General features: G+C 52.9%; 26 protein-coding genes. 15 read left to right on the top strand and 11 right to left on the bottom strand.

The features are described from left to right. Complete coding sequence (aroE, locus tag ACTNE6_RS17225; RefSeq protein ID WP_442497625.1) at nt 1–834, top strand: shikimate dehydrogenase; 834 nt, start codon at nt 1–3, stop codon at nt 832–834. 43 nt (nt 835–877) lie between these two features. Here the strand turns inward: aroE and ACTNE6_RS17230 are convergent, their stop codons facing one another. Continuing rightward, nucleotides 878–1,405 (bottom strand): gamma carbonic anhydrase family protein, encoded by a 528-nt coding sequence (locus ACTNE6_RS17230; RefSeq protein ID WP_442497626.1) that lies wholly within the window; start codon nt 1,403–1,405, stop codon nt 878–880. Between the two features lie 156 nt (nt 1,406–1,561). Between ACTNE6_RS17230 and ACTNE6_RS17235 the strand changes: the two genes are divergently transcribed. Next, on the top strand, nt 1,562–2,218 hold the full coding sequence (locus ACTNE6_RS17235; RefSeq protein ID WP_442497627.1) for a zf-TFIIB domain-containing protein: 657 nt from the start codon (nt 1,562–1,564) through the stop codon (nt 2,216–2,218). Between the two features lie 105 nt (nt 2,219–2,323). Beyond that, nucleotides 2,324–2,626, top strand: coding sequence for a hypothetical protein (locus ACTNE6_RS17240; protein WP_442497628.1), 303 nt, complete (start codon nt 2,324–2,326; stop codon nt 2,624–2,626). Between the two features lie 373 nt (nt 2,627–2,999). Here ACTNE6_RS17240 and ACTNE6_RS17245 read toward each other — a convergent pair whose 3' ends face one another. From ACTNE6_RS17245 to lptF, 5 genes are all read right to left on the bottom strand, one after another. After that, nucleotides 3,000–3,311, bottom strand: a complete 312-nt coding sequence (locus tag ACTNE6_RS17245) for a hypothetical protein (protein WP_442497629.1) — start codon at nt 3,309–3,311, stop codon at nt 3,000–3,002. A 290-nt stretch (nt 3,312–3,601) separates the two neighbouring features. Next, nucleotides 3,602–3,775 carry a hypothetical protein gene (locus ACTNE6_RS17250; protein WP_194971671.1) on the bottom strand — a complete coding sequence of 58 codons (174 nt, stop codon included), beginning with the start codon at nt 3,773–3,775 and terminating at the stop codon, nt 3,602–3,604. Nucleotides 3,776–3,790: 15 nt separating this feature from the next. Continuing rightward, nucleotides 3,791–3,970: a hypothetical protein gene (locus tag ACTNE6_RS17255; RefSeq protein WP_442497630.1), complete on the bottom strand. Its 180-nt coding sequence runs from the start codon at nt 3,968–3,970 to the stop codon at nt 3,791–3,793. 156 nt (nt 3,971–4,126) lie between these two features. Further along, a complete protein-coding gene (gene lptG / locus ACTNE6_RS17260) occupies nt 4,127–5,194 on the bottom strand; it encodes an LPS export ABC transporter permease LptG (protein ID WP_442497631.1) in 1,068 nt (355 codons plus the stop codon). After that, the gene (gene lptF, locus ACTNE6_RS17265) at nt 5,191–6,300 is read right to left on the bottom strand and encodes an LPS export ABC transporter permease LptF (RefSeq protein ID WP_442497632.1); all 1,110 of its coding nucleotides are present in this window, start codon (nt 6,298–6,300) and stop codon (nt 5,191–5,193) included. Before lptF ends, lptG begins: the two co-directional genes overlap by 4 nt. Before the next feature lie 158 nt (nt 6,301–6,458). Between lptF and ACTNE6_RS17270 the strand changes: the two genes are divergently transcribed. From ACTNE6_RS17270 to yacG, 9 genes are all read left to right on the top strand, one after another. Then, the gene (locus ACTNE6_RS17270; RefSeq protein ID WP_442497633.1) at nt 6,459–7,949 is read left to right on the top strand and encodes a leucyl aminopeptidase; all 1,491 of its coding nucleotides are present in this window, start codon (nt 6,459–6,461) and stop codon (nt 7,947–7,949) included. 6 nt (nt 7,950–7,955) lie between these two features. Further along, the gene (locus ACTNE6_RS17275; RefSeq protein WP_194971674.1) at nt 7,956–8,402 is read left to right on the top strand and encodes a DNA polymerase III subunit chi; all 447 of its coding nucleotides are present in this window, start codon (nt 7,956–7,958) and stop codon (nt 8,400–8,402) included. A gap of 82 nt (nt 8,403–8,484) precedes the next feature. Then, on the top strand, nt 8,485–11,292 hold the full coding sequence (locus ACTNE6_RS17280; protein ID WP_442497634.1) for a valine--tRNA ligase: 2,808 nt from the start codon (nt 8,485–8,487) through the stop codon (nt 11,290–11,292). A gap of 129 nt (nt 11,293–11,421) precedes the next feature. Next, on the top strand, nt 11,422–13,137 hold the full coding sequence (gene pilB, locus ACTNE6_RS17285) for a type IV-A pilus assembly ATPase PilB (protein WP_331821367.1): 1,716 nt from the start codon (nt 11,422–11,424) through the stop codon (nt 13,135–13,137). 2 nt (nt 13,138–13,139) lie between these two features. Then, nucleotides 13,140–14,360: a type II secretion system F family protein gene (locus tag ACTNE6_RS17290; protein WP_331821369.1), complete on the top strand. Its 1,221-nt coding sequence runs from the start codon at nt 13,140–13,142 to the stop codon at nt 14,358–14,360. Nucleotides 14,361–14,441: 81 nt separating this feature from the next. After that, entirely contained in the window at nt 14,442–15,317 is an 876-nt protein-coding gene (locus ACTNE6_RS17295; protein ID WP_442499713.1) for a prepilin peptidase, read from the top strand. Nucleotides 15,318–15,321: 4 nt separating this feature from the next. Then, entirely contained in the window at nt 15,322–15,918 is a 597-nt protein-coding gene (gene coaE, locus ACTNE6_RS17300) for a dephospho-CoA kinase (RefSeq protein WP_442497635.1), read from the top strand. Nucleotides 15,919–15,931: 13 nt separating this feature from the next. Continuing rightward, complete coding sequence (zapD, locus tag ACTNE6_RS17305; RefSeq protein WP_194968291.1) at nt 15,932–16,702, top strand: cell division protein ZapD; 771 nt, start codon at nt 15,932–15,934, stop codon at nt 16,700–16,702. Next, nucleotides 16,702–16,902 (top strand): DNA gyrase inhibitor YacG, encoded by a 201-nt coding sequence (yacG, locus tag ACTNE6_RS17310; protein ID WP_027159197.1) that lies wholly within the window; start codon nt 16,702–16,704, stop codon nt 16,900–16,902. The genes zapD and yacG overlap by 1 nt, the downstream gene beginning before the upstream one ends. A gap of 1 nt (nt 16,903) precedes the next feature. Here yacG and ACTNE6_RS17315 read toward each other — a convergent pair whose 3' ends face one another. The 5 genes from ACTNE6_RS17315 to ACTNE6_RS17335 are packed head-to-tail and all read right to left on the bottom strand — an operon-like array spanning nt 16,904 to nt 21,503. Beyond that, nucleotides 16,904–17,833, bottom strand: coding sequence for a Nudix family hydrolase (locus ACTNE6_RS17315; RefSeq protein WP_442497636.1), 930 nt, complete (start codon nt 17,831–17,833; stop codon nt 16,904–16,906). Nucleotides 17,834–17,848: 15 nt separating this feature from the next. Then, a complete protein-coding gene (gene argJ, locus ACTNE6_RS17320; RefSeq protein WP_442497637.1) occupies nt 17,849–19,069 on the bottom strand; it encodes a bifunctional glutamate N-acetyltransferase/amino-acid acetyltransferase ArgJ in 1,221 nt (406 codons plus the stop codon). Between the two features lie 12 nt (nt 19,070–19,081). After that, nucleotides 19,082–20,227 (bottom strand): cation diffusion facilitator family transporter, encoded by a 1,146-nt coding sequence (locus ACTNE6_RS17325; protein ID WP_442497638.1) that lies wholly within the window; start codon nt 20,225–20,227, stop codon nt 19,082–19,084. After that, nucleotides 20,227–20,454 (bottom strand): sulfurtransferase TusA family protein, encoded by a 228-nt coding sequence (locus tag ACTNE6_RS17330; RefSeq protein ID WP_442497639.1) that lies wholly within the window; start codon nt 20,452–20,454, stop codon nt 20,227–20,229. Before ACTNE6_RS17330 ends, ACTNE6_RS17325 begins: the two co-directional genes overlap by 1 nt. Further along, nucleotides 20,451–21,503 carry a tRNA (5-methylaminomethyl-2-thiouridylate)-methyltransferase gene (locus tag ACTNE6_RS17335; RefSeq protein WP_442497640.1) on the bottom strand — a complete coding sequence of 351 codons (1,053 nt, stop codon included), beginning with the start codon at nt 21,501–21,503 and terminating at the stop codon, nt 20,451–20,453. Before ACTNE6_RS17335 ends, ACTNE6_RS17330 begins: the two co-directional genes overlap by 4 nt. Before the next feature lie 124 nt (nt 21,504–21,627). Between ACTNE6_RS17335 and ACTNE6_RS17340 the strand changes: the two genes are divergently transcribed. The 3 genes from ACTNE6_RS17340 (at nt 21,628) to glyS (ending at nt 25,907) form a co-directional block, all read left to right on the top strand. Then, the gene (locus tag ACTNE6_RS17340) at nt 21,628–22,794 is read left to right on the top strand and encodes a PilT/PilU family type 4a pilus ATPase (protein WP_442497641.1); all 1,167 of its coding nucleotides are present in this window, start codon (nt 21,628–21,630) and stop codon (nt 22,792–22,794) included. 126 nt (nt 22,795–22,920) lie between these two features. Further along, nucleotides 22,921–23,838: a glycine--tRNA ligase subunit alpha gene (gene glyQ, locus ACTNE6_RS17345; RefSeq protein WP_442497642.1), complete on the top strand. Its 918-nt coding sequence runs from the start codon at nt 22,921–22,923 to the stop codon at nt 23,836–23,838. Next, complete coding sequence (gene glyS / locus ACTNE6_RS17350) at nt 23,838–25,907, top strand: glycine--tRNA ligase subunit beta (protein WP_442497643.1); 2,070 nt, start codon at nt 23,838–23,840, stop codon at nt 25,905–25,907. The genes glyQ and glyS overlap by 1 nt, the downstream gene beginning before the upstream one ends. The last annotated feature ends 2 nt before the right edge of the window (nt 25,908–25,909 follow it).

The raw sequence follows: 25,909 nt of genomic DNA on the forward strand, positions 1-25,909 counted from the left end.
ATGATGACAACAGATCGCTATGCCGTTTTCGGCCATCCCATCAAGCACAGCAAATCCCCTAGAATCCATCGGCTTTTCGCCGAGCAGACAGGCCAATCGCTTGAATATACCGCGCAGGATGTGCCTGCCGAACAATTCCAGAGCGCGGCTACGGCCTTTTTCACCGCAGGCGGCAAAGGACTGAACTGTACGGTACCCCTGAAAGGACTGGCCTGGGCTTTTGCCGACAGCAAAACCGAGCGGGCTCAGCTTAGCCAGGCGGTCAATACGCTTGCCGTACAGGCAGACGGCTCTATTCTCGGCGATAACACGGACGGCAAAGGTTTGGTAACGGACCTGACAGCTAACCATGCCATCGACTTAACAGGAAACCGGATTTTAATCCTGGGCGCGGGCGGCGCCGGCAGAGGCATCATAGGCCCTCTCCTTGAGCAGGCCCCGCATTCCATAGTCATCGCCAACCGCACTGTCGAAAAAGCCGTCGATCTGGCACAGGCTTTCCATCACAAGGGAGTTGTCAGCGGCTGCGGGTTTGACGACTTGCAGAGCCGGCAATTTGATTTGATTTTAAACGCGACCTCGGCCAGTTTAAGCGACCAGCTGCCGCCTTTGCCCGATGGCCTGCTGGCTGAAAACGGCGTCTGCTATGATCTCGCCTATGGCAACGAACCGACGGCTTTCGTGCGCTGGGGGCTCAGGCAAAACGCGGCAAAAAGTCTGGACGGACTTGGCATGCTGGTCGAGCAGGCGGCCGAGGCATTTTTTATCTGGCGCGGCGTTCGTCCTGAAGCCCGGCCCGTTATTGAATTGCTCAACTCAGAGCGTCAGGCCTAAAAGAAACACGCGCCCAATCAATCGGCCTGCGCTTTATTCTGACCTATTTCAAATACTGGTCCTTCAAATGCATATAATGCTGAGAAGAATACTCCAGAAATTCTTTTTCAGACTCTTTTAAAGGTCTTGCCTGCTTGGCGGGCGCGCCCACGTAGAGATAACCGCTTTCCAGCGCTTTTCCGGGCGGCACCAGCGCTCCGGCTCCCAGCATGACATAATCCTCGAGCACGGCATCATCCATAATGATGGCGCCGACACCTATCAGACAATAATTCCCGACGGTACAGGCATGAACCACGGCCCGATGCCCGATCGTCACGCCTTTGCCGATCGTTAACGGATGCCCTTGCGGCGAAAACTTGCCGGCGTGTGATACATGCAATACGGCACCATCCTGAACATTGGTGCCTTCGCCGATCGTGATGCTTTCCACATCGCCTCTGACCACCGTCATCGGCCATATTGACACGTCATCGCCGATCGCCACATCACCAATCACCACGGCGCTGTCATCGATATAGACGGACCTGCCGATGCTAGGCTGCTTATCATTGAATTTTCTGATTGCCACACTACCTCCTGATTGTTGACTATAATTTATGTTTTAAATGCATATGCAAAAAGACTAATTGATGCTCGTACGCACCGTGTTCCGGCTTGGCATATTAAAACATGATACATCAAAGGCGATGCGGGCAGATCATCTTCATAGATAAACCATGAAATTATGGCTAAATGCATCAGCTGTGCAGCACCACTGCCGGCAAACACCAACAAATGTTCATATTGCGGCTCATACAATGATGTCGATCTGAACAACAGGCATTCATATACCGCTATCCAGAGACGGCCTGACCGACTGTGCCCTCATTGCGAGAAACCCTTACAAACCATCAATATCAACGGCACCGTTCTGATTGAGCGCTGTGAATATTGTTTTGGATTGTTTTTTGATCCCGGAGAAATAGACATCCTGCTTGAAAGCACTGTCCCGAACGTTTCCGATGCAAATCAGCAATATCTGGACAATATCAATAAGGATCGCCATCAAGCCAATAAAAAAGTCAAATACATCAAATGTCCTGTCTGCCGCACCCTTATGAACCGGCGCGTATTCGGCCATCGCAGCGGCGTGGTTGTCGACCGCTGCAAAAACCATGGCATCTGGCTCGACAGCGGCGAAATAACCCATCTTATGGAATGGAAGAAGGCCGGCGGCCAGCTACTGCATGAGCGGACAATTCAAGTCGAGAAAAGAACAGGTCGTCACAAAATGACTCGGGATTATACTGACGCATCCCCATCCGATTACGCGGACAAGAGCCTGGGAGTTGAATTATTAGAAGTCGTAGTTTCGCTTATCGGAAAGTACTTTGCCGATTAAAACTGCAGAATTCATATCATTGCGTGATATGTCCGGTGAGTTAAGCGAGGGGATTTGCCGGGCATAAACCATACCCGGCACTCATTCAAAAATGAGCCGCCGAAAATGCAGGACGCATTTCCGGTTATTTCTATTTATTTGCCTTCAGTAGCAGGTGCTGCTGGTGCTGGTTCTGCTGGCGCTGATTCAGCAGGTGCTGTAGTTGCTGGTGCAGGAGTAGTCGCTGCAGGAGCCGACTCTGATGAGCTGCCTGTTGCAGGCGTAGTAGTTTCCTCTCCTTTATTGCAACCAGTCAATAAAGCCAAACCGAATAAACCTACTGCGATAATTTCTCTAGTTTTCATTGCATATCCTTCTTATTATATGGTTATTAACGCACTTTCCTTACCTGCAAAAAATTACAAGTAATTATTTATTTTAACATAGAGATTACTAGAGCTAATAATCAAAAAATTATTTCTCCAATAAAGTCTATATTCGGAATATAGATGGTATTCATAAACACTATAATACCGACCAGTAACAACTGGTTTAGACTGAATCTGTAACATAAAACAACAGCTCCACATGACTGACAGCGGAAGCGGAATTTATTAATTTATGTAACCGGCATGAGATATCTTTTTCTCCATGCCGCATATTAACAAATTCACCCACAGAAAAACCGCTCGAGCTATAGACAATACCGTCTTGCTGTTTTAATGCCTTAATGCCCGGAAGAAAAACAGCCCGATAAGACGATTCTTTCTGGCCGGGCGGCATCAAGCCGATCACTTCGGATTCAAAGCCAAGCATTTCGATTCCCATACGCCCTGTTGATCAAGCCTGTCTCTACTCTATTATCTTTAGCCGAAATCAGCGCAAAAATATCGCCGACCCTAATCTTTAAATCAGCGGATTTCCATAATATGTACAGTCCCTGGGCGCTGTTATTAATTATTTCAAAAGCGCCAACGAACACATCTTCAAGCAATTTGCTCTTCTCAATATCCGACGGTTTCCAGACTCGGCTATCGTATGAGATTTCCCTGCTGAACTTCAAGATTCTGTTTATTGCTGAACCCTGATGCTCTTTCCCGTAATGCATTTTCATCTGATGCATCCAGCCACAGCCCTCCGGCACCAGTTCCCAATCGGGAACCTGCCAGTTTCCCGGCAATTCTGGAATCTTTTTTGAAGCGGAATTAAATTTTCCGTTTCGTTTTTATTATTCTTGCACAGGAATCTTATTAAATTATTAAAACCAATAATGCCCAGGCCATCCCTCTGTTCGGCAATTCGGGTATATTTTCTTTTTTTGCGCCAGGCCCAAAGACTTGACCACGCGCATGGACAGTGGCCGGTTTATTGGCTTTAACACATCATGACCGGCCACTTCCTGTTTTAATAACTGATAAAGATTTCTGAAAGTGAATAATTTTCAGCCAGCATCGCGTAGGCAAATGTAACAATATCGACATGCGCCCGCTCTTCCATACCGAGAGGAAATCCAGCGTCCAGATAGCTTTTTTCCAACTGGCCGACAAGATCTTCCAGGCAAGTATCGATTTCCTGCAAATAAGCCAAATGCTGCTAAGGATCGGTCTCAATGCGGGTGAAAGCTTGCAAGAGACAGAAAACTTCTTTGCCCGAATTGTAATCCCGCTTTATGGACAAGGCGCGCAGCCAGTCGGTGAGCGCTTGCCTGTTAAGCGCAAATGGAATTTTATAATCGCTTAGATCCGACACCATCCTGAATCTTGAATTGTCCATTGTCCTCCTCAATAAATATACAAGTAGCGCTGACTGTGGCATTCAGTACAGTAGCGTTTTCATTATATTTTTAACCCTTCAGCGTCCTTTTAAAATATTGAAGAAATATTGAGGATGGAATTAAGCAGGGCGGAATTTAGATTCTGCCCTGCCCGTTTATTGCACGCGCCGCATGGCGAACAGAGCCAGCCCCAAGACTATCAGGCTGGGGAGAAACGCCATCAGCGGAGGATTAAGGTCATAAATTAACCCCATGTGCCCGACGATTTTGTCGAAAATATTGAAGCCCATGCCGATGATTACCCCTACCATCATCCTGCCGCCGACGCTGACGCCTCGTTTAACGCCTATCACGAACGGCGCCGAAACCAGCAGCATGATAAAGGTGACCAGCGGATTAACCACGCGTCCCCAGAAAGCTAATTCAAAGGACTGGGATTTTTGATGATTTTCCTTAAGAAAATCAATGTACATCGCCAGATCATACAAGGACATATTATCAGGGCTTATGACAACAACCTTCAGCAAATCCGGCGCAATCGATGATTTCCAGACCTGCTCGCTCTGTGCACTGGCGGCCATTTGCTCTGTTGAAATCTGTGATTGCCTGATGCCTTCCAGTTTCCACTGCTGATCCTTTAAAAAAGTCGCCTTGTCCGCATGCACAGATTGGCGCAACCGGCGCTGGTCATCCAGTTCATAAATACTGATGTCAGCGAGATGCCCATCATCGATGATTTGCCTGACGTTGATGAATTTACCGCCTTCCCGCAACCAAAGGCCATACCGGTAATTCATGGAAACTTGCTCATTCTGGGCAGTGGATTTGATCATCTGCGCCGTGCGTTCAGTCAAAGGCGCCACAAACTCGCCAACGGCAATGGAAATCACTACTAAAATAGCACCGGCCAGCATCACTGCTTTAATAATGCCCAGAACGGACAGTCCAGCCGCACGCATGGCGATCAATTCGCGATTATTGCCCATGGCGCCCAATATGAACAAACTGCCCAGCAACGCCGATGACGGCATCAACTCATAAAAAACCCGGGGGGAAGTCAGCGCCAGATAGGAAAAGATTTCCTTTAAGCCATAATGCCCTTTTCCCAGATCCTTTAACTCATCACTAAAGGTGAACAGATTGAACAATGTCAATAGCAATAGAATCGCAATCAGCGAACCTTTTAAAATCTCCTTGACGATATACTTCGTTAATACATTCACCTTGCCACCTTTTCCCTGATTTTCATCATAACCCACTGCCATCCGTACAGTTTGATCAATAATCCAATGCCGACCAGCAACAATATCCAATAAACCCCAACACCGCCCAGCCAGGCAGGAATGGTCTCGTTAATGACCCAGCTCTGGCTGACGCGGATAAGATTTCCGTAACTGAAATAGATTAAAAAGGCGACCATCATATTGCCGTAAACGCCGCCTCTGGGGGCGCTCTGCGCCAACGGCACGGCAAGAAGCGTAAGAAAAATCATGCTCAAAGGAATGGAATAGCGGCGCTGCAATTCTGCAATGTCGCGTATGGCGTTAGAACTTTTCAGCACCTTCATCGGGATCGCCTCGCGGCTCATATTGATGACCGAGCTTTTCTCATCCAGCCTGACAGCGTATTCGGCAAAATTTTCAATCACATAATCTACCGCTCCCGGCTGCCCCTGTATGCGCTCGCCCTGCTCCAGAATCATGTAACGGCCATCTTTTAAATCTTCCAGCCGTCCTGCTTCAGCATTAATGATGGCCAGCTTGCCATTACGCTGCCTGTGTTGCACAAAAATCTTGTGCATCTTTTTATCTTTGCCAAGTTTTTCCACATAAAAAACCAGATCGCCCTGACTGTATTCGCTGAATTTTCCCGCTGCGACGCCTCTGATATCGGCGGATTGCTCATCCTGTTGCATCAAAGCCTCTGTCCTGGCCTCAGCCCAGGGCGACACATACATCGAGAGCCCCGTAGACACTACGCTCAACGGAAAAACCAGCAGAAATACCGCCCGATAAATTGTGCTGGCGCCTCCTCCGGCGGAAGAAACTGCCGACATTTCCTGATCGCGGTACATGCGGCCCAATACCATCAACACGGCCATGAATAAAGCGGCCGGCAGGAAAGCGATACTGGCAGTGACTATTTTCAAACCCAGAATGGTCAGCAATGTTTCATTGGAGACTTGCCCCTCAATCGCTTTATCCAGGATTCTGATAAATTTCCGACTGACGATTATGACGACAATCACGGTCAAAACAGCTAGCAATGTTTTGATCAAATCGCGCATAATCATCTTATCCAGAACGGTGATCCACGGACGCCGTCCCATTTTATAGCCTTGCGGCCAATCTGCTCCCAAAAGCCTGTCTCCCCATCAAAATATATTTGTGTTGTATAATCCGAAAACAAACAGCCCATCTTGGCAGCGGCCGTCTAAGACGGCTTGCTCAAGATAACCATTCTCTCGCAACTACACGATAAAAAATTATGGACTATTCTATAGAAATCACGCCTTTAGAAAAACTGCAATCTGACTGTGTTATTGTTGGCGTTTACGAGGATCAGCAACTGAGTCCGTCGGCCATCGCCCTCGACGCCAGTACTCAGGGAATCATCAGCAACATCGTCAGCCGTGGAGATATCAGCGGAAAAAACGGCGAAACCGTCCTAATCAACGTCGTGCCCGACAGCGCCATCGAACGCATTTTACTGGTCGGTCTGGGCAAAAAAGAGCCTTTATCGGGCAAAAATTACCGCAAGGCGCTGGCAGCGGCTATAAATAGCCTGAAAAAGCCGCAAATAAAATCCGTCACCTGCTGTCTGGCTGAATGTGATGTAACAACCGGCGATTGGCAGTGGAAAACGCGCCAAATCATCGAAGTCTTCAGCGATGCCGTCTATCAATTCACTCACCTGAAATCCGACAAGGAAACGGAAAGCAAAATCGAGAAGGTTAGCATCTGCGCGCCGCAAAGCGAAAGCGCCCTGGCGCAAGCGGGACTGGAGCAGGGTCGAGCCATCGCCGAAGGCGTCAATTTAACCAAACACTTGGCCGACCTGCCGGGCAATATCTGCACCCCAACCTATCTTGCCGAACAAGCGGTCGAGCTGGGCAAAAAATTCGGCAAGCTCAATGTGAACGTGCTGGAAGAAACCGACATGGAAAAGCTGGGCATGGGCGCTTTGCTGGCCGTCGCGCGCGGCAGCCGCCAGCCCGCCAAGCTGATCACGCTGGAATACCAGGGCGGCGATAAAAACGGCAAGCCGATTGTCCTGATCGGCAAAGGGCTCACCTTCGATGCCGGCGGCATTTCCTTGAAGCCCGGCGCGGGCATGGATGAAATGAAATACGACATGTGCGGCGGCGCGGCCGTTCTAGGCACTCTGCAGGCCGCCGCGCAAATGGAACTGCCGCTCAATATCGTCGGGCTGATTCCATCGACGGAAAACCTGCCCGATGGCAATGCCGACAAGCCCGGCGATATTCTGACCAGCATGTCCGGCAAGACGATCGAAGTCTTGAACACGGATGCCGAAGGCCGTCTGATTCTTTGCGACACGCTAACCTACGCGGAACGCTACAACCCCGATGTCGTGATTGACCTGGCGACCCTGACCGGCGCCTGCCTGGTGGCTTTAGGCCGCGTGCCCAGCGGCTTGCTCGGCAACGACGACAGGCTGTGCAATGAACTGATTGCGGCCAGCGAGACGGCCACCGACAGCCTCTGGCGCCTGCCGTTATGGGAAGAATATCAGGAACTGCTCAAATCCAATTTTGCCGACATGGCCAATATCGGCGGCAAAGATGCCGGCACCATTACGGCGGCTTGTTTCCTGTCGCGTTTTACCGAGAACTTCCGCTGGGCGCATCTGGATATCGCCGGCACGGCCTGGCGTACCGGCCCGGCCAAAGGCGCGACCGGCCGCCCCGTTCCGCTCTTGTGCCAATATCTGATTAACCGTACGCCCAAGGCCTAACAGCGCATGCCGGAAGTCAGCTTTTATCTATTGCCGTCACGCTCGCAACAGGAACGGTATCTATTTGCCTGCAAACTGATAGAAAAAGCCTACCGTAGCGGCCACTTCTGCTATGTGCTGACCGATTCGGCCGAACAAAGCGAAGTCATGGACAACCTGCTCTGGACTTTCCGGGCAGGTAGTTTCATCCCGCACGAACGCTATACGAGCGAGACATTCTCGCACCCGCGTGCGGAATGGGAGCGCCATGTCATTCTGATCGGCACGCAGAAGGCGCCTGAAAACTGGCAGAAAACCGTGATCAACCTTTCTTCGCAATGCCCGCAGGATCTCGAGCAGATCGAACGCATCCTGGAAATTCTCGATGACAGCGAGGAAACCAAAGAGGCCGGCCGGCAACGCTACCGCCAGTATCAGCAGTTGGGGCTAGCCATTGCCACGCACAAGATTTAGCATGAAAATTTGAGATATAAGGCGCAACAACCGATAACCTTGCTTCTTAAACGCATAACTTTTACAAGAACACAACACATCCATGGATAAAACATACGCTCCCCATTCAATTGAACAACGCTGGTATAAAATCTGGGAAGAAAAAGGCTATTTTGCCGCCAAAGATGACGGCGAATCTTATTGCATCATGATTCCGCCGCCCAATGTCACCGGCAGCCTGCACATGGGACATGCGTTTCAGGACACGATCATGGATGCGCTGACGCGCTATCACCGCATGAAAGGCTGCAGCACCTTATGGCAGCCCGGCACCGACCACGCCGGCATCGCCACGCAGATGGTCGTCGAACGCCTGATCAATGCCGAGGGCAAAACCCGCCATGATTACGGCCGCGAAAAATTCATCGAAAAAATCTGGGAATGGAAGGAGCAGTCGGGCGGCACGATTACGCGCCAATTGCGCCGCATGGGCTCTTCGCTGGACTGGAACCGGGAACGCTTCACGATGGATGAAGGCATGTCCGAAGCCGTTCAGGAAGTCTTTATCCGCCTGTACGAAGAAGGCTTGATCTACCGCGGCAAACGCCTGGTAAACTGGGATCCGGTCCTGCACACGGCCGTATCGGACCTGGAAGTGCTGTCGGAAGAAGAAAACGGCTCAATGTGGCATATGCGCTATCCGCTGTCCAATGGCCAGGGGCATCTGATCGTTGCCACGACGCGTCCGGAAACCCTGCTTGGCGATGCTGCCGTTGCGATTCATCCGAATGACGAGCGCTACAAACACTTGATCGGCGAATTTGTCGAGCTGCCGCTGACCGGCCGCCGCATTCCCGTTATTGCCGATGAGTATGTCGATCCCGAATTCGGCACCGGCTGCGTCAAGATCACACCGGCCCACGACTTCAACGACTACGAGGTCTGGACGCGGCACCGCAACGCCTCAGCCATCAACGAACTGCCGCACGGCGGCCTGATCAATATCTTTACGGTCGATGCCACTGTGCGCGGCAATCTGGACGCGGAAGGCGACCTGATCCCAGCAAAATACATCGGCCTGGACCGTTTCGAAGCGCGCAAGCAGATTGTCGCCGACCTGGAAGCCCAGGGCCTGCTGGAAAAAATCGTCGACCACAAACTGATGGTGCCGCGTGGCGACCGTACCGGCAGCGTCATCGAACCGCTGCTGACCGACCAATGGTACGTCAGAGTCGAGCCGCTGGCCAAGCCGGCGATAGAAGCCGTTGAAACCGGCGCGATTAAGTTCGTGCCCGACAACTGGAAAAACACCTATTTCGACTGGATGCGCAACATTCAGGACTGGTGCATTTCCCGACAAATCTGGTGGGGACACCGGATTCCGGCCTGGTATGACGATCAGGGCAACACCTACGTCGGCCGCTCCGAACAGGAAGTCCGCGCCATCCACAACCTGCCGGCCGACTATGCGCTGAAGCAGGATGAAGACGTGCTCGACACATGGTTCTCGTCCGCCTTATGGCCGTTCTCGACCTTGGGCTGGCCTGACAACACGCCCGAACTGGCCAAACATTACCCGACCAGCGTGCTGGTCACCGGCTTCGACATCATCTTCTTCTGGGTCGCGCGCATGATCATGATGGGGCTGAAATTCCAGGGCGACGTGCCGTTCAGGGAAGTCTATATTCACGGCTTGGTCCGCGATGCCGAAGGCCAGAAGATGTCCAAGTCCAAAGGCAACGTGCTGGACCCTATCGATATCATTGACGGCATCGACCTGGAAGCCCTGGTCGCCAAACGCATCTCGGGCATGATGCAGCCGCATCTGGCCAAAAAGATCGAGCAGGCCACGCGCAAACAGTTCCCGGACGGCATTTCGTCTTTCGGCACTGATGCGCTGCGCTTCACGTTCGCCTCGCTAGCTTCGACCGGACGCGATATCCGCTTCGACCTGGCTCGTACCGAAGGCTATCGCAACTTCTGCAACAAGCTCTGGAATGCCGCGCGCTACGTGCTCATGAATACCGAGGGCCAGGACAACGGTTTGTCAGGCGCTTGCGAATATACGCAGGTCGACCGCTGGATTACCGCCAGATTGCATCAGGTCATTGCCGCAACGAGCAATGCCATCGACAACTACCGTTTCGATCTGGCGGCCCAGGCCATTTATGAATTTACCTGGAACGAATACTGCGACTGGTATCTGGAACTGGCCAAGATTTCGCTGCAATCCGGCAATGAGGCGCTACAGCGCGGTACGCGCAGAACGTTGCTGACAGTACTGGAAAACGTGCTGCGTCTGGCACATCCGTTGATGCCGTTCATCACCGAGGAAATCTGGCAGCGCGTTGCGCCATTAGCCGGAATCGAGGCTGAAACGATTATGCTGCAGCCGTACCCGAAAGCCGATGAAGCTCAGATCGATACGACTGCCATTGCCGAAATCAACTGGGTCATGAACTTCATCCTGGGCGTGCGCCGTATCCGCGGCGAGATGAACATAGCGCCGGGCAAACCGCTGCCGGTCTTGCTGCAAAACGGTTCCGCCGCCGATAAAAACAGCCTGGCCAACAATGAGGTCTATTTGCTGAAACTCGGCCGTCTTGAATCGATTAACTGGCTCGACGCCGATGAAGCGGCGCCCGAATCGGCGATAGCGCTGGTCGGCGACATGAAAATCCTGATTCCGATGGCCGGCTTGATCGACAAGGAAGCCGAACTGGCGCGGCTGGACAAGGAAATTCAGAAAATCATCAAGGAACTGCCCAGAATCGAAGGCAAATTAAGCAATCCGGCCTTCATCGATAAAGCGCCGGCCGATGTAATCGATAAGGAAAAAGCCAAACTGGCCGATTTGCGTTCGTCATTGAACAACCTCGAAGAACAGCACCGCAAAATCCAGGCCTTATAAAGGCGCCCAAACACAGGGGGAAAACGTTTTCCCCCTGCACCTATCCCCTTTTTGTCCAGTTCATTGGACAAACCTCCTATTTGATCTATATTTGCTTTAGTTGCATTAAACTAATCGCATGACTACCGCATGGCTACCGTATTAACCGATCTACAATTCAATGGTCTCGCAAAATGCTTAATTCAAGGCGGCCTGCTGTCTGAAAATGATGCCCAAATCCACATTCAGGAAGCGCAAAAAAGAAAAATCCCGCTCATTTCCTATCTGGTCGCCAATAATTTTGTTGATAGCAGAGCCGCAGCAACCAAAGCCTCCACTGAATTCGGCATACCTTTTTTCGATCTGGATGCGATAGACTGCCGCAACCTGCCCGTCAAAGTGATCAGCGAAAAACTGATTCGTCAGCATCATGTGCTGCCGCTGTTTATACGCGGCAAAACCCTATTTGTAGCGGTCTCCGATCCGACCAATTTCCAGGCATTCGATGACATCAAGTTTCACAGCCTGCTTAAACCCGAAGCCATACTGGTCGAGGAAAACAAGCTCGTCAAGGCGATAGAAACCTCTTTAGAAGCGGCATCCGATACGTCCATGAAAGATCTTCTGCTCGACGAAGATCTGGAAAAACTGAATATTACCGGCGGCGATGAAAATGCGAATGAGGATATCAATTCTGAAATTGACGATGCCCCCATTGTGCGTTTCGTCAATAAAATCCTGCTGGATTCGATAAAAAAAGGCGCTTCCGACATTCATCTGGAACCTTATGAAAAAAACTTCCGTATCCGGTTCAGGTCTGACGGCATCCTGCATGAAGTCGCCAGTCCGCCGACTAGCGCCGCGAACCGCATTATCTCGCGCATCAAAGTCATGGCCAGGATGGATATCGCCGAACGTCGGGTTCCGCAGGACGGCCGTATTAAGATGTCCTTATCGAAGAATCGTGCGATTGACTTTCGAGTCAACACCTGTCCTACCTTATTCGGCGAAAAAGTCGTCTTGCGTATTCTGGACCCCACCAGCGCCCAAATCGGCATTGAAAAGCTGGGTTTTGAACCGGAACAGGAAAAACTGTTTCTTGAAGCGATTCATAAGCCCTACGGCCTGGTCCTCGTTACCGGACCAACCGGCAGCGGTAAAACAGTCTCACTCTATACAGGCCTGAACATCCTCAACAGTATCGAGCGCAATATTTCCACGGCCGAGGACCCTGTTGAAATCACGGTAGAAGGCATCAATCAGGTCAATATGAATCCCAAGGCGGGCCTGACGTTCGCTTCGGCCCTGCGCGCCTTTTTGCGCCAGGACCCCGATATCATCATGGTCGGCGAGATCCGCGACCTGGAAACGGCGGAAATCGCCATCAAAGCGGCACAGACAGGCCACTTGGTGTTATCGACCCTGCATACCAATGACGCCCCGCAAACATTGAACCGTCTCATGCAGATGGGCATTCCGCCTTTCAATATCGTCTCGGCCGTCAACCTGATTATGGCTCAGCGCCTGGCGCGACGCCTGTGCGAGCATTGCAAGAAACCGGCCGACTATCCGGCCAAGGCCCTGGTCTCTGCAGGCTTTAGAGAGGAAGAGCTGGATAATCTGCAACTCTTCAGTCCTGTAGGCTGTGAGCATTGTACGAACGGCTATAAAGGCCGGGTCGGCATCTATCAAGTCATGACATTGAGCGAAAAAATGCGCTCGCTCATTCTTGAAGGCGGCAATGCCATGCAGCTCGCAGAGCAGGCAAAGTCCGAAGGCATCAATGATTTGCGGGCATCGGGCTTGAACAAGGTGCGCATGGGTATTACGACTCTCGAAGAAATTGACCGCGTAACGAAGGAATAATTATGGCAGAACAAACCGAACAGCTGGATTTCATTTGGGAAGGCGTCGACAAAAGCAGAAAAAAAACCAAGGGGTTGATTACTGCAAAGAGCGAGATGATCGCGAGAACCGATTTAAGGCGCATGGGCATACGCGTCACCAAACTCAAGAAAAAACCCAAGCCCTTATTCGGCGCCAGAGTGCAATCAATCACGCCGGGCGATATAGCGGTCTTTGCCCGGCAATTGGCGACCATGCTGGAAGCGGGCGTGCCTTTAGTGCAGTCTTTCGACATCATCGGCAAAGGCCACGATAATCCCAGCATGCAGAAAATGCTGTTGGAAATTAAAGCGGATATTGAAGGCGGCGCCACTTTGGCTGAAGCCCTTAACAAGCGGCCGCAGCAATTTGATGAACTTTTCTGCAACCTGGTCCAGGCGGGCGAGCAGGCCGGGGTACTGGAAACGCTGCTGGATAAGATCGCGACTTACAAGGAAAAAACCGAATCCCTGAAAAAGAAAATCAAGAAAGCGCTGACTTATCCTATTGCGGTATTGGTTGTCGCATTCATCGTCACGGCCATTCTGCTGCTTTTTGTCGTGCCTGTTTTTCAAGAACTTTTCCAGAGCTTTGGCGCCGACTTGCCGGCGTTCACAATGTTTGTAATCGGCATATCGGAATGGATGCAGGAATGGTGGTGGCTATTTTTCGGCAGCATCGGCGTGGCCATCTATACCTATCTTTTCTTCCAGAAACGCTCGCGGCCGTTCAACCACTTCATGGATAAAATGTTCCTGAAAATACCCATAATTGGTATGATCTTGCACAAGTCGGCCATCGCCCGCTTCTCAAGAACCCTATCAACGATGTCCGCAGCCGGCGTGCCGCTGGTGGAAGCGCTGGAGTCAGTGGCCGGCGCTTGCGGCAACATTATTTACGCCGACGCGGTTCTGAGAATGCGTGAAGAAGTAGCCATGGGACAGCGCCTGCAATTTGCCATGCAGCAAACTCAACTGTTCCCTCACATGGTCATGCAGATGCTTGCCATCGGCGAAGAATCGGGCTCTATCGATGAAATGCTGGCCAAAGTGGCCGATTTTTATGAAGAAGAAGTCGACAATCTGGTCGATAATTTAAGCAGCCTGATGGAGCCCATTATCATGGTAATCTTGGGCATCCTGGTCGGCGGCCTGATCGTTGCCATGTATCTGCCTATTTTCAAACTCGGCGCGGCCGTCGGTTAAAACCGTTAAAATAGCGGTAAAATTATTAATCATTCAACCTGCGCTCCAATAACATGGAGCGTTTCTTTTCCAAAACACATGATGCAACAGCTGAGTATCCTTTTAAATTCCCCCTATATTCTATCCGCACTGGCAGGCATTATCGGCTTGATGGTCGGCAGTTTTCTCAATGTCGTCATCTACCGATTGCCGATCATGATGCAGCGCAACTGGAAAAAGGACTGCATGGAATACCTGGAGCTTAGCCAGGAAGAAACGCCTGCAGCACAGCCTTTCAATCTGGCTTTTCCGCTGTCGCACTGCCCAAACTGCAATACGCCCATCAAGCCGCATCAAAACATACCCGTTATCAGCTATTTATTTTTAAAGGGTAAATGCGCGCAATGCCGGACGCCTATTTCTTCGCGCTATCCGATAATAGAAGCTTTCACGGCGCTCGCATCAGCCATCGTGGCCTGGCATTTCGGCTATACACCGCAAACGGCCTTTGCGCTGGTGCTGACTTGGTCGCTGATCGCATTAAGCGGTATCGATATTGACCATCACTTACTGCCGGATTCCATCACGCTGCCGGCATTATGGCTGGGATTATTTTTAAGCCTGTTTGCGCTCTTTACTGATGCGCACGCCAGCATTATAGGAGCCATTGCCGGTTATCTGGCGCTCTGGACAGTCTATCATCTGTTCAAGCTGGTTACGGGAAAAGAGGGCATGGGTTATGGCGATTTCAAATTGCTGGCTTTATTCGGCGCCTGGCTGGGTTGGCAGAGCCTGCCCGTTATTATCCTGTTGTCATCCCTGGTGGGTTCGGTCATAGGCATCGCCATGGTTGTTCTCGTCAACCGCGACCACAGAATTCCCATCCCGTTCGGCCCTTACCTGGCAATGGCAGGCTGGATCGCATTGCTCTGGGGCCATGACATCAACCAGCTTTATCTGACCCAAGTAGGCTTATAAAAACATGCTTAAAATCGGCCTGACCGGCGGCATCGGCTGTGGCAAAACGACTGTCGCGCGCTTGTTTGCCGAACTCGGCAGCCCCGTCATCGATGCCGACCAGATAGCTCATCAGCTTGTCGCCAAAGGACAACCCGCACTCGCGCAGATAGCACTGCAATTCGGCGCCGACATACTCGCTCCGGATGGCTCACTGGATAGGACCAGGCTCAGGGAAGTCGTTTTTTCCGATCCGGCCCAAAAGCAAAAACTTGAAGCCATTATCCATCCCTTGGTTTATCAGTCCATTCAGGCAGAACTCGAAAGAATGGATGCACCTTACTGCATCATCGCGATACCCTTATTGTTTGAAACCAATATGGCCCATTTTGTTGACCGGGTGCTGGTCGTGGATTGCCCGGTCGAAATACAGATAGCACGCGTCAGAAAGCGCGATCAGCTTACGCTTGAGAGAATCCAGTCGATCATCGACAGCCAGGTGTCACGGGACTTTAGAAAATCGCATGCCGATGATCTTATCGATAATTCGGAATCGGATTATAGACTTGCAGAACAAGTCAAAAAACTGCACAATTTGTATCTCTCATTAAGCGCCAGCTAGGATATACTTATTCGTGAACAACTTTATCACCTATGAATTTCCACTCAATGAACGAATCCGGGTTTTCATACGGCTCGAACAACTGTTTCAACAATTCAATCATTTTCTAGTTGGGCCGACAGTGGCCGACAAACGCGCCGCACTCAGCAGTCTGCTTGACATCATGATGATCTTCAGGCGCAACGACCTGAAATCGGAAATTCTGAAAGAACTGGATCGCCATGCCAAGGTACTGAACAAGGTTGCTAGCAGCGACAATGTGGATACCGACAAGCTGATGCAGCTGCTGGGCCAGGTCACCCAGACCAGCAAGCGGCTCTATGCCGTCAGCGGCAAAATCGGCATTAACGTCATGGAAAGCGACTTGTTCCAGAGCATCGCCCAGCGCAGCTCAATACCGGGCGGCACCTGCTCTTTCGATCTGCCTGAATTTCATTACTGGCTGGAACAGGATGAGTCCGTCCGTTTGAAGGACCTGGAGCACTGGAGCAGTCCGTTTACGGATATCCGCACGGCCATTGATCTGATTCTCAGCTTTATACGCAACAGTAATGCGCCGACCCAAGAAGTCGCCGAAGCCGGTTTTTTTCAGTTATCCCTGGACCGAAGCCAGCCGTTCCAATTGCTGAAAGTGAGCGTGGACAAATCCATCCATTGCTTTGCGGAAATCAGCGGCGGCAAACACCGCTGCACTATCCGATTCATGACGCCGCCTTCGGATGATAAGCGTCCGACACAAACGCCGGATGATATTCCTTTTTCCTTGACCTGCTGTTTGTTCTAATGCCGTCATCGGACAAGCCGCTTGTCGTCAAATGCCCCACTTGCAAACGCCCCGTGCCCTGGACGCCCGAGCAGAAATTTAAGCCTTTCTGCTGTGAGCGCTGTAAACTGATCGATCTGGGAGAATGGGCCATGGAAGAAAAGAAGATTCCCGGCGAGCCCTTGTCAGAGGACGGTGACGAAAACAACGACTGGCATTAGCTCAATCCAGAAATGCCCTGATCGCCGCAATCCCCTGCCCGCCGGCCTGTCGTGCTTTCAATAGACAAGATAGAGACATGCCTCCTAAGGCATAAACCGGTAAATTAGCCTTGGAAACCAGTTCGGCGAATTGCTGCCAACCCAATGCCTGTGCTCCAGGATGCGTTTGAGTCAGCAGCACGGGCGCCAGCACGGCAAAGTCGACGCCAATGGCCTGCGCATGCTGCAATTCCTGTAGATTATGACAGGAAGCCGCCAGCCATTTGACGTTGCCGGGCCGCTGGCCGAGAGCCATCAAGTGTCGGCTGGTTAAATGAATGCCGCTTACATCAAGCTCACAGGCTGCTTCCACGGCAGAATTCGCCAGCAATAAAGCGCCCCGTTCCCGGCACAAAGGATAAGCCCGCTCGATAAACTTTTCGACAGCCTGTCGAGGCGCCGTCTTCAACCTCGCCTGTATCAGCCTGACGCCCCGGTCCAATATTTTTTGCAGATTGGCCAGCAACTGCGATTCATCGGCATCATCCAGAATGGCATAATAAGCCGGCAACCGGGCCGCGGTGACTATAGGCCGGTTGGCGGCCGGAAATTCATGCTGATCCAGTTCATTAGGAGCTACCCATTTAAACAGCTGGCCCTCACAGCCTCTGGCATGACCCGAAAACTGCTCCACCAGAAACACATGCAACTGCACCGCCAGATCAGGATATTGATGCTCAATGGTGATCAACGGACTGGCATTCTCGACAGCAATATCAAGCTCCTCCTTGAGCTCGCGGCTTAGCGCCTGCTCAGCCGTTTCAAGAGGCTCGATTTTGCCGCCCGGAAACTCCCATAAGCCGCCTTGGTGCAAAGACCGGTCGCGCAATGAAATCAAAATCTGCCCGGCCGCATTTTTTACCACGCCAACGGCAACCTGAAGAGGTTTCATACCCAATACCGTCGATTAAGTTCTGTATTCCGCATTGATCTTGACATAATCATAGGAGAAATCGCAGGTCAAAACTTCCTGACAGGCATCGCCGCGTCCCAGTGTCACGGTCACGGTGATTTCCTGCTGATCCATGACCCGTTGGCCGGCTTCTTCGGTATAGTCATCGGCGCGGCCGCCGTTCCTGACGATACAGACCTCATCCAGATAAATCTGCACCTTGTTCAGATCCATGTTTTCCACGCCCGCGCGCCCTACAGCGGCCAGAATCCGTCCCCAGTTGGGATCGCTGGCGAAGAAGGCAGTCTTGACCAGCGGCGAGTGCGCGATGGTCTTGCCGACGCGCACGGCTTCCTCATCAGAGGCCGCCTGCTTGACCACGATGCGCATCAGCTTGGTGGCGCCCTCGCCGTCCCGGACGATGGCTTCAGCCAGTTGCTTGCAGACTTCCATGACGGCCTCGGCAAAAATCCGGTAATGATCGCTGCCTGCCTCGATTTCCGGCGCCGCCGAGCAGCCGCTGGCCATCAGGACGCAGGCGTCATTGGTCGATGTATCGCCGTCGACCGTGATGCGATTAAACGATTGCTCCACGGCCTGAGCCAGACACTGCTGCAAGAGCGGCTGCTTTATTTTCGCGTCTGTGGCCATAAAACCCAGCATCGTCGCCATGTTCGGTTGAATCATGCCGGCGCCTTTGGAAATGCCGTTGATCGTGACCGATTGGCCTGCAATCGTAAAAACTTTGGATACGCCTTTAGGAAAGGTGTCGGTCGTCATGATTGCGCGCGCAGCCTTGTCCCAGTTGGCGGCCGAAAGCTTTTGCACGGCAGCCGGCAAGGCGGTCTTGATTTTCCCTACAGGCAGGGGCTGACCGATAACCCCTGTCGAGAAAGGCAGCACCTGACTGGCGCCGCCGCCCACCACCTCGGCCAGGTCCGTACAGGTCGCCAAGGCATCCTGCATGCCCTGATCGCCGGTACCGGCATTGGCATTGCCTGAATTGATCAGCAGCCAGCGCGGCGCCTGGGTCAGGTGCGCCTTCGCCACATGCACGGGCGCAGCGCAAAAGGCATTCTGCGTGAACACCGCCGCGCAGCTTGCGTTTTCAGGCATCTGTATCACTAAAATATCATCGCGTTCGGTCTGCTTGATGCCCGCGCAGGCGGTGCCCAGCATAATGCCCGCTACTTCATGCATGACCGGAAAGTGGTATCCCTGAGGGAGTACTGCCATGGTTTAATCCTTCTAGGTTTTGAAAAATACGAAAACTCGATCAATTCTTTTAACACTGGCGCTCATCAGCGCGCACTGTTTTTTGATTTTTTCCAGCTGCTGCGGCTGCTCGCAGAGGGCAAAAGGCAGAATAACTTCAACTTCAATCTGCCCGTCGAGATAATGAATCCTGAAATCCTCGATCGCCTGCTTGAAGTCGGCCAGATAATGCTCCAACAGCTGCTGCACGTCGCCGCGCAACAGCGGCCTGGACCGGCCCGACATCCCTTCGTCATCCTCGGGATCGACATGCACCAGCACATCCATGACGTCATCGAAGCGCCTGATCAAATCATCCCTGACCGCATCGCCGATCATATGGCCTTCCGATACCGTGATGCGCGGATCGACGACGATATGCGCATCAATATAGGCATCTTCGCCCATTTGCCGCGTGCGCAGCAGATGGATGCCCTCGACGCCGTCGATCTGATGGATTGCAGCGCGGATTTCAGCGACCAGTTCGGGCGGCAGGGACGTATCGACCAGCTCCTTGATGCTGTCAAAGACCAGGCTCAAGCCAATCTTGCCCACCATCAGCGCGACCACGGCAGCGGCAATAGCATCGGCGAAAGGATAGCCCAGCAGCACAGCCGCAATACCCGCCAGCACTACCACTGAAGAGAAGGCATCGCTGCGCTGGTGCCAGGCATTGGCCAACAACAATTTCGAGCGGGTCCTTTTGGCGATGCGCTTGGTATAGTGGTACAGCCATTCATTAATCAGGATGGAGAGAGCTGCAATGCCCAAAGTGCGGGCATCCGGCACATGTAAGGTTTCCGGTACGGCAATGTGTTCCATCTCATGCCAGACAATGGCGCCGGCGACAGCGATTAGGCCGACACCCAGAATACCCGTCGCTATCGTCTCAAAGCGGCGATGGCCGTAAGGATGCTCGTGATCGGCTTCGCGACTGCCCAGTTTGATGGCGATAATCACCAGCAGGTCGCTCAGCAAGTCCGACAGGGAATGAATGCCGTCGGCAATCAATGCCGCCGATTGTCCCAGGATGCCGAAACCGATTTTGATGCAGGTCTGAACAATATTGACCAGCGCTCCGACATAGGTCGCCCTGGCTTTCAGCTTATCGGCGGTTGCCGCATCGCAGACTTCGGCCATTACCCGCCCACTTCCAGCACAATGATATATTCGCCATCATCGGCGCGGGTTTCCAGCACCTTATGGCCGTTGATGCGGCACCAGGCCGGAATGTCCTGCATGACTCCCGGATCGGTGCCGATCACCTCGAGCTCATCGCCGGCCTTGAGCTGCCTTACCTTGTCCTGCGTACGAATAACCGGCAACGGGCACAACAGACGCCTCGCATTTAACGTCTCTCTAATCATATGAACCACGCCTCGGGAATCTGATCAGCAGGCAACGGCTTGACCTGAATCGTTTTTGTTGAGCCGTCTTTGCCCGTGATGCTGACATCGACCTGATCGGCATCGCGGCCTTGGCCGTAGCGTGCGGTAATCGCGGCCGCCAGCTGCAGATCCTCATCGGAAGGCGAACCGTCGATCAACACCAAAGGTCCGTTATGGCTCGTGCAGCCCATCATCATGAATTCCTTTTTATAACCCTGCAGAAAGCGGCCTTCGCCTTCTTCCCTGGCGACGATCATCTTGAAATTGGGCCGGGGCCGGATATGGCGCCCGACTTTCAATAACATAATATCGTCGAGGTCATAGGCTCGATTGTCGTCACGCGCCTTCCACAAATCGACCAGTTTGGCTGAATAATTGGCATCGGTCAGAAAACAGCAGCCGCCGGCCGGCTGCGAATACTCACTGAAACCGTATTGCTCGGCCAGTGCCATCTGCGGCTTGCGCGACCGGCCGCTGAAACCGTACAGTTTTTCCCGGTCTACCCAGCCCTCGCGTTCAGGCAGCGTAGTCGGCAGATTTTTCGCGCACAAAGGCCGCAGCAGCAAGTCGTCGGCGCCGGACTCGCGCGCGACGACCGGCATGGTGTCCTTGCGCTGCGACATCGGCCGCTGGCCGATCACTTCACCGGTAATGATGAAATCGAAACCGTTTTCGGCGATCCACTGCTTGGCTTTGTTGACCATGAAAATCTTGCAGTCCAGGCACGGGTTCATGTTGGCGCCGTAACCGTGCTTGGGATTGATCAGCACATCCTTGTATTCCTCGATCACATCGATGATATGCAGCTTGATGCCCAACTGTTCGGCGACCCATAGCGAGTTATTGCGCTTGGGCTTGGGCTTGGCCTTGTCCCGGGCCCTGATGGCATGCGTGTGGCCTTCCACGCAGAAACCGGTAAAAAAGTTGATGCCTTCGACATGAACGCCCTGCTCCTGAATTGTCTTCGCCGCCAGCATCGAATCCAGTCCCCCGGAAATCAACGCCACCGCTTTTCTTTGTTGACTCATAACGCTTAAAAAAATGCTCAAAAATGAGTCTATTATACCCGTTTATTTGGCAATGCGACTTCAACTTCTCCGGTTATCGCCTAAACTTTGGCGTTTAATCGTTATTCCCGGGATTTATCGCAATATGGAATTCAAAGACTACCTTAAAATTCTGGTTCTCAAAGACGGCTCCGACCTTTACTTGACCGTGGATGCACCGCCGGCCGCCAAATTCGAAGGCTCGCTGAAGCCTTTGGAAAACATCCGACTGACCAAGGAGCGCATCAAGGAAATCGCCTACCACCTGATGGATGAAGAGCAGCGGAAGGCGTTCGAACAGGCGCCTGAGATGAACCTGGCGCTTTCCGAACCCGGCATCGGCCGCTTCCGAGTCAATATTTTCAAGCAGCGCAACAATCTGGCGCTGGTCATCCGGAACATCAAAGTCGACATCCCCAATGCCGATAAACTGGGACTGCCGCCCGTACTGAAACAAACCATCATGGAAAAGCGCGGCCTGATCCTGTTCGTCGGCGGCACCGGCTCCGGCAAGTCGACTTCGCTGGCGGCCCTGATCGATTACCGCAACGGCCATTCATCGGGCCATATCATTACCATCGAAGACCCGATTGAATACATTCATCCGCACAAAAAATCACTGGTCAACCAGCGGGAAGTCGGCGTCGATACGCTGAGCTACGAGGATGCACTGAAAAACACGCTGCGCCAGGCGCCTGATGTCATTCTGATCGGAGAGATCCGCAGTCAGGAAACCATGGAACACGCGCTGGCCTTCGCCGAAACCGGCCATCTGTGCCTGTCCACGCTGCACGCCAACAACGCCAACCAGGCGCTGGACCGCATCATCAACTTCTTCCCCGAAGAACGCCGCAATCAATTGCTGCTGGATTTGTCGCTGAATTTGAAGGCGTTTGTCTCGCAGCGGCTGGTGCCTACTGTCGACGGCAAGCGCACGGCCGCGATTGAAATTCTGCTGGGCACGCAACTGATCCGCGACCTGATACAGAAAGGCGAAATTCACGCCATCAAGGAAGCCATGGAGAAATCCGAAGAAGTCGGCATGCAAACTTTCGACAGCCATTTGCTGAAGCTCTTCAAAGAAGGCAGGATTTCGCTTGAAGAAGCGCTCAACAACTCCGACTCGCCGAATAACCTCAAGCTGAAAATCAATCTGTCTGAAGGACTCGGTTCGGTTTCGCCCGCGCAGACGTCCGATGCGGCCGGCAGCTTGTCAGGCTTTGCGCTGGAGGCCATCGACAAGGAAGAAGAGGAAGAAGAACCGGCGGAATAATTTCCCGTCTGCCAGCTTGGCATGCCTGCAATTGATATGTGTCATACCTCAGCAATCAGGGCCTATTCAGCCGACATTTTTAAGCTATAATTGACGGCCTTTTTATCGCCCAACAGGTTTGCTGCCGTGTCGAGTATAAATAACGATGTATCCACATTTCAGGGACTTATCCTGGCCCTACAAAAATACTGGTCAAGTCAGGGCTGTATTTTATTGCAGCCTTTGGATCAGGAAGTCGGCGCCGGGACCTTTCATCCAGCCACTTTCCTGCGCGCCATAGGCCCCGAGCCCTGGAACACGGCCTATGTGCAGCCCTCGCGCCGCCCTACGGACGGCCGTTTCGGCGAAAACCCGAATCGCTTGCAGCATTACTACCAGTTTCAGGTGGCATTAAAACCGTCGCCGGACAACATTCAGGAACTGTACCTGAACTCGCTGCGGCATCTGGGCCTGGATCTGCTCGAACACGATATCCGCTTCGTCGAGGACAACTGGGAATCACCGACCCTGGGCGCCTGGGGACTGGGCTGGGAAGTCTGGCTGAACGGCATGGAAGTCACGCAATTCACCTACTTCCAACAGGTCGGCGGCCTCGAATGCAAGCCGGTCCTAGGAGAAATCACCTACGGCCTGGAGCGTATCGCCATGTATCTGCAGGGCGTCAAGAGCGTTTATGACCTGATCTGGACCAAAGGTCCATTCGGTACGGTCACTTACGGCGACGTATTCCATCAGAATGAAGTGGAAATGTCGGCTTACAACTTCGAACAGGCCAACGTCGAGTTCATGTTCCAGTGCTTCGATACCTATGAACAGGAATGCCGCAAACTGATCGATCTGGACCTGCCGCTGCCGGCTTATGAAATGGTGCTGAAAGCCTCGCATGCGTTCAATCTGCTGGATGCGCGCCATGCCATTTCGGTCACCGAACGCCAACGCTACATTTTAAGAGTCAGAAACATGTCCAAATCCGTAGCCGAAGCCTATTACCAACGCCGGGAATCGCTAGGCTTCCCGATGCTGACAGGACAAGGAGCACAATAATGGCGACAAGCAAACATTTACTGTTCGAATTGGGTTCGGAAGAACTGCCGCCGACCACCCTGCTGAAAATGGCGACCGCTCTGCTGAACAGCATCACGCAAGGACTGAAAGACGCCGAACTGAATTTCAGCGGCAGCCGGTTCTATGCGACGCCGCGCCGCCTGGCCGTGCTGATTGAAGATCTGGCCACGGCGCAGCCTGATAAAACGGTCGAGAAACGCGGCCCTGCCGTACAGGCAGCCTTTGCGCCGGACGGCACACCCAGCAAGGCGGCCCAGGGCTTCGCCGTCAGCTGCGGCACGACTTTCGACCAGCTGGAGCGCCTGAAGACAGACAAAGGCGAATGGCTGTCCTTCACGCAGCACGTCCAGGGCCAGGCCACCGAAAGCCTGATTCCGGGCATCATCCGGCACAGTATTGCCGGGCTCCCGATCGCCAAACGCATGCGCTGGGGCAGCGGCACGACCGAATTCGTCAGGCCCGTGCATTGGGCCGTGCTGCTGTACGGCGATGCCGTCATCGATACCGAGATTCTAGGCCTGAAGACCGGCGCCGCCACGCACGGCCACCGTTTCCATGCGCCGCAGCCGCTGACCATCGATAAGCCCGAAAACTATGCACAAATCCTGTTCGAACAGGGCAAAGTCATCGCCGATTTCGAGCAGCGCAAAACCATTATCAGAAACGCCGCCGAGCAGGCGGCCGCCGCCGTCAACGGTGCCGCGCACATCGAAGAAGACCTGCTCGAAGAGATCGCGGCCTTAAACGAATGGCCGGTACCGATCACCGGCAATTTCGACCCGCGCTTTCTGGAACTGCCGGCCGAAGTGCTGATCACGACCATGCAGACCAACCAGAAATATTTCCCGGTCAAGAATGCCGCCGGCGGTCTGCTGCCGCATTTCATCACCTTCAGCAATATCGAAAGCAGCAACCCGCAATCGATACAGCACGGCAATGAACGCGTGGTAACGCCGCGCCTGTCCGACGCCGAATTCTTCTGGAAACAGGACCGCAAAAAGACGTTGGAAGAGCGCCTGCTGACGCTGTCCAGCATCGTTTTCCAGGAAAAATTGGGCACGCTGGCCGATAAAACCCAGCGCGTCGTCACGCTGGCCGAATACATTGCCGACAAGCTCAACGAAAACGTCGAACTGGCCAAGCGCGCGGCTTTGCTGGCCAAGACCGACCTGATGACCGAAATGGTCGGCGAATTCGGCAACCTGCAAGGCATCATGGGCCGCTATTATGCGCTGGCCGACAACGAGCCGACCGAAGTCGCCTGGGCGCTTGAGGAACAATACTTCCCGAAACAGTCCGGCAGCCCGACCCCGGGCAGCAAGACCGGCCAGATTCTGGCTATCGCGGAAAAAATCGATACGCTGACCGGCATATTCAGCGCCGGCTTGATTCCTACCGGCGATAAAGACCCTTACGCCTTGCGCAGAGCCGCGCTCGGCACATTACGCATCATTATCGAGAATCGGCTGAATCTCGATATCAAAGATCTGATCGCGTTCTCGCTGAAACAATTCACGCACGAATTCGAGCACGATGAAACCTATAAGCTGGTAGTCGATTTCGTCTTTGACCGCCTGAGAGGTTACTGCCTCGACCAGGGTTATACCGCCGATGAATTTGATGCCGTGATATCGGTAACGCCGGCAGAACCGCTGGACTTTGTTCAGCGCCTGCAGGCCGTCAAGGCGTTCAGGCTGTTGCCGGAAGCCGAAAGCCTGGCGGCAGCCAACAAACGTATCCGTAATATTCTGAGAAAATCGGACACCAAAGCAGCCGACAGCGTTGGTAATTTGAGTGATGCGCAGGAAAAACAACTGCTGGCCGCTGCCTCGCAATCGGCCAAGGATATCCAGCCTTTGCTGGCGAAACGCGATTACCAAGCCGTGCTTAACCGCCTGGCTCAACTCAGAAACGACGTGGACGCCTTTTTCGATCATGTCATGGTCATGACCGATGATCTGGACCTGCGCGCCAACCGCCTGGCCCTGCTGACGCTGGTGTCCGAACAGTTTTTGACCTGTGCGGACATATCCAGACTGCAATCATAAAC

The organism is Methylobacter sp. sgz302048, from assembly GCF_052162025.1.
Taxonomy (GTDB): Bacteria; Pseudomonadota; Gammaproteobacteria; order Methylococcales; family Methylomonadaceae; genus Methylobacter.